Origin of the sequence: Brevibacterium linens ATCC 9172 (assembly GCF_900169165.1) — a bacterium.
GTDB lineage: Bacteria > Actinomycetota > Actinomycetes > Actinomycetales > Brevibacteriaceae > Brevibacterium > Brevibacterium linens.
Genome location: NZ_FXYY01000005.1, coordinates 175745 through 183297, shown reverse-complemented (window position 1 = coordinate 183297; position 7553 = coordinate 175745). Strand labels below are relative to the sequence as shown.

Annotated in this window: 8 protein-coding genes; 4 read left to right on the top strand and 4 right to left on the bottom strand. The window is 65.6% G+C overall.

Features of this window, described 5'->3' with window-relative positions:
- Window positions 1-232 precede the first annotated feature (232 nt).
- Window positions 233-817 carry a hypothetical protein gene (locus BLIN9172_RS06575; protein WP_101554329.1) on the top strand — a complete coding sequence of 195 codons (585 nt, stop codon included), beginning with the start codon at window positions 233-235 and terminating at the stop codon, window positions 815-817.
- On the top strand, window positions 814-1698 hold the full coding sequence (locus BLIN9172_RS06570) for an HTTM domain-containing protein (protein WP_240812133.1): 885 nt from the start codon (window positions 814-816) through the stop codon (window positions 1696-1698). The genes BLIN9172_RS06575 and BLIN9172_RS06570 overlap by 4 nt, the downstream gene beginning before the upstream one ends.
- Here the strand turns inward: BLIN9172_RS06570 and BLIN9172_RS06565 are convergent.
- Window positions 1695-2600, bottom strand: coding sequence for a LysR family transcriptional regulator (locus BLIN9172_RS06565; RefSeq protein WP_240812134.1), 906 nt, complete (start codon window positions 2598-2600; stop codon window positions 1695-1697). The genes BLIN9172_RS06570 and BLIN9172_RS06565 overlap by 4 nt on opposite strands.
- A 72-nt stretch (window positions 2601-2672) precedes the next feature.
- Here BLIN9172_RS06565 and BLIN9172_RS06560 point away from each other — a divergent pair, with 72 nt between their 5' ends.
- Together BLIN9172_RS06560 and BLIN9172_RS06555 are read left to right on the top strand one after the other, a co-directional pair.
- Window positions 2673-3635, top strand: coding sequence for an EamA family transporter (locus tag BLIN9172_RS06560; protein WP_101554327.1), 963 nt, complete (start codon window positions 2673-2675; stop codon window positions 3633-3635).
- A gap of 24 nt (window positions 3636-3659) precedes the next feature.
- On the top strand, window positions 3660-4973 hold the full coding sequence (locus BLIN9172_RS06555; RefSeq protein WP_101554326.1) for a hypothetical protein: 1314 nt from the start codon (window positions 3660-3662) through the stop codon (window positions 4971-4973).
- Between the two features lie 16 nt (window positions 4974-4989).
- Here BLIN9172_RS06555 and BLIN9172_RS06550 read toward each other — a convergent pair whose 3' ends face one another.
- The 3 genes from BLIN9172_RS06550 to BLIN9172_RS06540 are packed head-to-tail and all read right to left on the bottom strand — an operon-like array spanning window position 4990 to window position 7526.
- Window positions 4990-6471 (bottom strand): phytoene desaturase family protein, encoded by a 1482-nt coding sequence (locus BLIN9172_RS06550; RefSeq protein WP_101554325.1) that lies wholly within the window; start codon window positions 6469-6471, stop codon window positions 4990-4992.
- Between the two features lie 54 nt (window positions 6472-6525).
- Window positions 6526-6915 carry a TenA family protein gene (locus BLIN9172_RS06545; RefSeq protein ID WP_240812135.1) on the bottom strand — a complete coding sequence of 130 codons (390 nt, stop codon included), beginning with the start codon at window positions 6913-6915 and terminating at the stop codon, window positions 6526-6528.
- Window positions 6915-7526, bottom strand: a complete 612-nt coding sequence (locus BLIN9172_RS06540; RefSeq protein WP_240812136.1) for a nucleoside/nucleotide kinase family protein — start codon at window positions 7524-7526, stop codon at window positions 6915-6917. Before BLIN9172_RS06540 ends, BLIN9172_RS06545 begins: the two co-directional genes overlap by 1 nt.
- Window positions 7527-7553: the final 27 nt, after the last annotated feature.

The following is a 7553-nucleotide window of genomic DNA, read 5'->3' as shown; positions in this document are numbered from 1 at the left end:
GCGGGTGGCCAGTGAAAGAGGTTCGGGCATGACCCGAAGTGTGCTTCATGGTGTCAGCAACGTCATGAGACATGGTGTCAGCAATGTGTTGAGACAGGTTGTAAGCAAGGTAGTGAGACAGCACAGCCCAGCAACCTCGCGCGAGGTTGCTCAGCCGCCCTCAGGTAGCAATTGGGGCGGATAGGATTGTCTGCGAACGAGCCGCACCCGAGAGGACGAGTCCTGTAAGCGTATGGAAGAGAAGAAGCGCCGCCTCCTGACAAGCCAGGACCCCGCTGCTCAGAGGCCCGATCCTGCCGCATCGTCCGCCTCCGGTGAGTCCGCGACCGCCGTTGCCGCGCCCACCGGTTCCCCGAAGCCCGCGACGCGGGTGACACCGCTGTCGAAGGTCTCCATCGGCTGGCGCATCGTCGTGCCCGCGATTGCCTTCGTCATCCTCACCTGCGGACAGTTCCTCAACACCAATGACTTCTTCCCGCTCGGATCGCTCACCCAGTACGCCACCGCCAAAGACCTCAACGGCACCGTGAACTCCACGTGCCTCGAAGCCCAGTTCCCCGGCGAGGACGAACCGCGCCGCCTCGGGTTCAACACCGCGACCGTCGGCATCGAACGCGGTGACGTCGAATCCCAGCTCGATCGGGTCATCGCCCACCCCGAACTCCTGCAGTCGATGGCCGACTCGTACATCCGGCTGCATCCGGACGAACCGAAACCGGAGACGATGATCCTCTGCCGCACCACCACGCAGCTGCAGGACGGCCTCGCCGTCGGTGAACCCGAACAGACGACACTGGCGACATGGGAGGTCCGATGAGCCGCACACCGACCCTGACGGCCACCCCCGCCGAGGCGACCCCCACCAATCCGGTCCTCCGCTGGTTCATGCCCGCGGTCCCCCTGGCCCGAGTGGCCGTGTTCCGCGTCTTCATCTACGTCTTCATCATCATCGATGTGCTCACGATCTCCGGTGACGTCATCGCCCACGGTTGGACACCCGAGTTCTATCAGCCGCTGTGGTTGGCAAGGTTCCTCCACATCCCAGCCGTCAGCGTCCTCGGCGCGCAGATCCTGCTCACCCTCATCATCGTCTTCTCCCTCCTCGCCGCCGCAGGAATCCTCCAGCGCCTCAGCGGGTGGGCCGTGGCGATCAGCTTCGGTGCGTGGATGTTCTACACGCAGGGCTACGGTTACGTCGCTCATGATCATATGGCGCTCGTCATCGCCGCCTTCGTCCTGCCGACGGTCGGAACGGCGCGCTTTCGGGACCTCGGCACCGCCTCGGCGCGGGCAGGCTGGGCACTGCGCGTCGTGCAGATCGCGGTCGTGCTCACCTACTTCTACTCGGTGGTGATGAAGTGGATCGCCTCGGGCAACATCACCCGCTGGGCCAATGGTGCGGTCATCATCTGGGCGCTCATGCGGCGCGGCGCCGAATGGTCGAAGCCGTTCCTCGAGATGCCCGGCTTCCTCATCGCCGCACAGTGGGCGACACTCGTCTTCGAGTTCCTTTCGCCGGTTGTGCTGTTCCTCAAGGGCAAGTGGCTCTACGGGGCCGTCGCCTTCTTCTTCCTCTTCCACCTCATGACGTATCTCGCGCTGGGCATCCACTTCCTGCCGACCGTCATCTGCTGGGCGGCGTTCCTGCCCCTGGAGAAGCTCGTGCCCAAGCGCTTCACCAGCACGGGCACCGCCTAAACCGCGGCGTCGTCGACCCGGCTGAGCGCACTGATCACAGCACGTACTGCGACACGTTCGGCCGTGTCCGGACGCATCACGGCTACGATCCAGCGTGTCGTCGTCACCCCCGTCAGCGGCACCAGCGACAGTCCCACATCGCGCGGCGTCGTGAACCGGGGGAGGAGCGCGACCTGGTCCGAGGAGGCGACGATCGCTTCGATGAGCCGGTTGTCCCGGATGCGTTGGACGACGTCGAGGTCGCGACCGGTGAGATGCTCGATCGAGGTGAGAATCGTGTCGAAGGGGTATCCTCGGGGCACTCCGACCCAGCGACAATCGACGATATCGTCCGGGGTCAGCTCGGCGCGATCGGCAAGCGGATGGCCGATGGCGAGGGCCACGTCGATGGGTTCGCGGGCGAGCGGGACGACGGTGAGTCCGTCGGTGCCCAGGGGGCGTTCGGCGACGAGGCTGTGTGCGACGACGATATCGACATCTCGGGTCAGTCCCGCGAATTCGTGCTCGGCGAGGTCGACATCGTCCATGCGCAGGTCGATGTGCGGGTGGTCCTCCCGCAGCCTGCGCAGCGCATCGGGGAGGAGGTGGGTGAGCGCGCTCGGCAGTCCGGCCAGGGTGATCTCTCCGACAGCTTCGCCGAGGTGGCCCTCCCATTGGGCCTGCACCCGGGCGAGCGTGCGGGCCACGTCCCGACCACCGTGGGCGAGCAGCCGTCCCGCGGCGGTGAGCGTGAGTCCGCGACCGGCGGGTTCGACCAGAGCGTGGCCGATCTCGCTCCCGGCCTGCCTCAGCTGCTGAGAGACGGCCGAAGGGGAGCGATGGGTGACATCGGCGACAGCGGTGACGCTGCCGTATTCGTCGAACAGGCGCAGCAGCTCGAGATGCTTCGGATCGATGACCATGAAGTCATGCTACAGAGTCGATGAAGCACTCTGCGATTGTGCTTCATAATGGTTGCGGTTGAGAATGGGGCCATGTCCTTCAAGCACTGTCTGCTCGCCGCCTCGGTGGCGGTGATGTGGGGACTGAATTTCCTCGCCATCGATCTCTCTCTGGCCCAGTTCCCGCCCTTCTTCCTCGTCGCTCTGCGCTTCGCCCTGCTCGCGGTCCCCGCGCTGCTCTTCGTACCGAAGCCCGACGTCGGGCTCCGGTGGATCATCGGCTACGGACTCGGCTTCGGACTGCTGCAGTTCCTCTTCCTCTACTGGGCGATGGCCGCCGGCATGCCCGCGGGACTCGCGTCCCTCGTCCTCCAAGCCTCGGGCCCCTTCACGGTGCTGCTGGGCATGACATTCCTGCGCGAGAGGGTCCGCGGCTCGCAGATGACCTTTCTGCTCGTCGCGATGGCAGGGCTCGCCGTCGTCGGCTGGCAGCGCTTCGACTCGAACGCGAGCTTCCTGCCCTTCCTCCTCACCCTCGCCGGCGCCTTCGGCTGGGCGATCGGCAATATCTGCAACCGGCAGTCCCATTCGACCGAGCCGATCAAGCTGACGATGTGGATGTCGGTCATCCCACCCCTGCCGATGCTCGCCCTCTCCCTCGCGGTCGAAGGACCCAACCGGGTCGGGGCGTCGTTCACGGGGCTGACTACCCCGATCGGACTTCTTGCCCTCGCTGGGCTGATCTATACAGTGGTCATCGCGACGATCCTCGGTTCGGGCATCTGGTCGTGGCTGATGTCGCGCAACCCGGCCGGCGTCGTCGCACCGTTCTCGATGCTCGTTCCTGTGGTCGGGATGAGCGCGGCATTCGTCTTCCTCGGCGAGCGAGTGAGCCTCGGGGAGCTGTGCGGAGCAGCCCTCGTCATTATCGGTGTCCTCGGAGCGGGTCTCAAGGCTGCGAAGGGGGCCCGTATTCTCGCCGCCGCCGAGGTTGCCGTGCCGGTGAGCGCGCAAGCGGAGGATTCCGACGCAGGCGATTCCATCAAGGCCAGCTGACAGGTATTCGCGTAGCCTGAGGTCATGACCGCCGATGATGAGCCTCCGACCCTTCATGACGACCGCCTGTCCGCCGAGGATCTGCTCGCGTCCCCGCGGGGACGCTCGCTCGTGTTCGGGCTGGCCCTGATTGGACGCGACGACGAATTCGACGAGGAGGGCGAACCGCTCACCGAGGGGGCGCGTGCGCTTTCCGAGGCTCGCCACGATGTCTTCATCGCCGGCTTCCTTGCCGACAAGGAGCAGGGCGCTGCGGTGGCGATGTACCTCGGCGAGGGAGACTCCGAACCGGAATCCGGAGACGTCACTGCCCAGGACGTCGCGGCAACCCTGCGACGCGTCACACCGTTGAGGCCGACTCAAATTGACCTGGAGAACGAGATGGCCGAAGTCATCTCCGGCGCCATGTACTGGCAGCCTCCTCACGGTGCCGATCAGATCGCTGCTGCCCCAGAGGTGCGGGAAGCTCTGCGCCCCTTCGCGGAGATGCTCATATCCACTGGCCTGCTCGATGTCTGGACAGCGCCTCTGCACCCGGGCAATCAATGGGCTCTGGCTTGGGATGACGCAGATCATCGCAGTGGGCTGCCTGCAGTATTCGACCGGCCCCTAGGTCCTGTTGATTCGACAGCGGCGCCTGCGATCACGCTGACCGATCTCTATCCGCCTCTCGAGGGAGACGGGGCGAGGCTCTCGTGGAGGTTGGAAGAGTGGCTCGCAGATGTCCTCACCACCGAAACCGAGTACCGTCACGACTTCGCCAAGAACCCCTACGAGGAGGTCAGCGGCGAATGGTGGTCGACTCCGCCATTCGGCCTCTGGTCGTCGACGGGAACGTGGCCGGATGGGACTCCGATCGGCGTCGAACTCGTCGAGGACGATTTCGGTCTCGAGCGTGCCCGAGCCTGTCGTCTGAAACTGCGCCCGGATGCCCGCATCGCCGAGATTCGCGGACCTGAGGATTGGGCGGATCTGTGCAGGCGCTATCCGCTCGACGTCACCGCACAGCGCCGTCAGGTGTGGTTCGAGGCCACCAGTCGCAAGGGCCGCTGGGTCATCCCCGACTGGTCACGGGTGGCCGAGGAATTCGACGGCGTCCACGTCGGGCTTTCCGGCTATCTGCGTACGGCCGGTGCGGTCATCGACGTGACGGAGGGCCGCCTCGGCGAGGAAGCGGAGACCGTCCCCACGGCAGGTAATACGGATGATCGGACGGCGAGTCTCGTGGCAGGGTGGCATCCGGATACGACGTTTTGGCTGAACAACGTCATCGAGGCCGTCACCGAGGTGGCCGAATGGCGCTATGACGGCGACGCTGATCGGTGGGTGCGGGGCTGAGTCAGCTGAATGAAAGTCAGTCGCCCGGGGACAGGCTGGGTGCCTCGTCGATGCCGAAACGGGTCTTGAGAGCCCGGCGCGCGGCGAACCAGCCGTTCATTCCGTGCACGCCCGGGGCCGGTGGGGTCGCCGCCGAGCACAGGAATGCCCCGGGCACGCCGAGGCTGTAGGAGTCCCAGGTCAGACGCGGGCGGGCCATCATGCGGTAGAAGGACACGACGCCGGTCGCGATATCCCCGCCGATGTAGTTCTGGTTGTGTCCGGCCATCTCGGAGGCGGGGATCGCGTTGTGGGCGACGATGCGGTCGCGGAAGCCCGGGGCGAAGCGTTCGATCTGCCTCGTGATGTATTCCGTCGGGTCGAGCGGACAATCGAAGGGCACGTGCGCATACGTCCACAGTGGCCGCAGCCCGCCCACCTCGCGTGATGGGTCGAAGATGGTGGGGTCGGAGACGAGGCAGACAGGATCGGCCGGCATGCGCCCATTCATCACCTGCGCCTCGGCGGCGGCCATCTGCGCCCGTGAGCCGCCGACATGGATGGTTCCGGCGCGCCCCACCTCGGGGTCGGACCAGGGCACGGGCCCGTCGAGGACGAAGTCGACCTTCGCCGCGGCATTGCCCTGTTCGAACCCTCGCAGGCTCTTGTCGACTTGGGCCAGCAGCAGGCCGGAGAAGATCTGCGCCGCACCCAACGCCGAGGTGTCGAGCAGATAGGTGCGGGCCTTGGGCAGGTCGGTGACGTGGGCGATCGGGGAGTTTGCGTGCACGGTCCCGCCGTGGGCCTCGAGATCGGCGACGAGGTGGTCGATGATCGCCTGGGATCCGCCTATGGGGGAGGGCCAGCCGCCCGCATGGGCGACGGTCGAGAGCATCGTGGCCGTGGCCGCGGTGCCCATGGCAGGCAGCCCGCCGATCGCGTGCGCGGCGACACCGGTGAACAGGGCCTGGGAGGATTCGTGGGAGAGCGGAATGTTCCAGGCAGGACTGGCCTGGCTCAGCAGTCGGAGACCGAATTTCACGACGTTCGCGATGCCGGGAACGTCGCGCAGGGTCTCGGGAATGGAACGTTTGTCACCGAGGGAGAGCCAGATCGCGTCATCGACACGCTCGAGGAGCGGGGCGAAGAATCGCCGCCATTCGGGCCCCGCCTCGCCGAGGCGGTCGACCGTCTCGTCGAGATCGTGGAAGGCCAGCGCGGCGGGCTTCCCATCGAGGGGTTGGGCGTAGGAGACCTCGGGGGTGGTGAATCCGAGGCCGCGAGCGCGCAGATCGAAGTCGACGAAGAAGGGACTGGCGATGGCCAGTGGGTGGACGGCCGAGCAGATGTCGTGAGTGATGCCTGGGGCCAGTCCGAGGTCGAGGGTGCGGGCACCGCCGCCGATCGTCGGCTGAGCCTCGAACACTTCGACGCTCAGCCCGGCACGGGCCAGGGTGACCGCGGCGGCCATGCCGTTGGGACCACTTCCGACGACGACTGCATCAACACCTGTGCTCATGTGGCCAGTCTAGGTCAGTGAGATGGACGGCTGCGGTGTGCGTTCCCTGGCGGCTCAGTTGTCGTACACGTCGTCGAAGAAAGCGCATTCGAGGTCGACGGCCCGCTGCCAGACGTGGGTGAGGGTCTCGGCCTCTGAGCTCTGGTCTTCTTCCTCCGGGAACACGCGCTCGAGCTCGTCGACGAGGAACTGCACCCACCCGTGGAAGGCCTCGCCTCGGTGGAGGTCGATCCATCCTCGGTGGACCTGTCGCGGCGGCATGTCCTCACGAGACTCGGCCCAGTCGAGATAGAGCCATTCGGCGACGACGAGTACGATGAGCATTCCCAGCTGTCGGCCGAATCGCAGCTTTGCGTCGAGTTCATCGGCGTGGGCCGCGCAGGCGCCGAGCATGGACAGGAACGACTCGAAGAACTGATAGTCCTGCACCAGATAGTCGCGCATCACCGTGTCGTCGATGCTGCCTGCGAAGAGCTCCCGGACGAATCTGTGGTCGACCGCCTCAGGTTCGGCCGGTCCAGGTCTCGATTGTCGAATACCCATGTTGCCTTCTCCCACGGGGACGCCTCAGAGAAATAGAGACGTTGACCGCCGACATAGCGAAGATTCGACGCGGCCTCGGGGTCGGCATCGAAGGCTCCGGCAAACCGCTCGTTTCCTCGTGGGACCGAGACTTCAAACGGAACATCGACCCACACGCTCGCATCCCAGAGATCCACAAGCTCGGGACGGTGGAGGAAGATTCCGTCGATGAGGAGGACACAGTCGTTCGGCTGATTGCGAGGCACCGGCGCAATCGGTCGATCCGCGTCGACGTCCCACACGGCTGGAACGACCGAGTCGCCTCGTCGAAATGGTTCGACGACGGAATCGACGAATGCTCCGTAGTCATAGGAACGGCGATAGAAGGTGTCTGGCCCCGTGCCTTGGGCGTACCGGATCGCCCGAGAGTGGTGGAACCCGTCGATGCTGATGGCGGTGACCCGGCGGTCGGAATCATGTCCAGGAACGTCCGCAGCGGTCTTGGCCAAATTCACGAGCTCGTGAGCGAGCATCGTCTTCCCGGCCCCATCGACCCCGTC

Coding starts and splice junctions, on each gene's coding strand:
- BLIN9172_RS06575 (WP_101554329.1), top strand. CDS start 233: ATGGAAGAGAAGAAGCGCCGCCTCCTGACAAGCCAGGACCCCGCTGCT.
- BLIN9172_RS06570 (WP_240812133.1), top strand. CDS start 814: ATGAGCCGCACACCGACCCTGACGGCCACCCCCGCCGAGGCGACCCCC.
- BLIN9172_RS06565 (WP_240812134.1), bottom strand. CDS start 2,600: ATGGTCATCGATCCGAAGCATCTCGAGCTGCTGCGCCTGTTCGACGAA.
- BLIN9172_RS06560 (WP_101554327.1), top strand. CDS start 2,673: ATGTCCTTCAAGCACTGTCTGCTCGCCGCCTCGGTGGCGGTGATGTGG.
- BLIN9172_RS06555 (WP_101554326.1), top strand. CDS start 3,660: ATGACCGCCGATGATGAGCCTCCGACCCTTCATGACGACCGCCTGTCC.
- BLIN9172_RS06550 (WP_101554325.1), bottom strand. CDS start 6,471: ATGAGCACAGGTGTTGATGCAGTCGTCGTCGGAAGTGGTCCCAACGGC.
- BLIN9172_RS06545 (WP_240812135.1), bottom strand. CDS start 6,915: ATGCGCGACTATCTGGTGCAGGACTATCAGTTCTTCGAGTCGTTCCTG.
- BLIN9172_RS06540 (WP_240812136.1), bottom strand. CDS start 7,526: ATGCTCGCTCACGAGCTCGTGAATTTGGCCAAGACCGCTGCGGACGTT.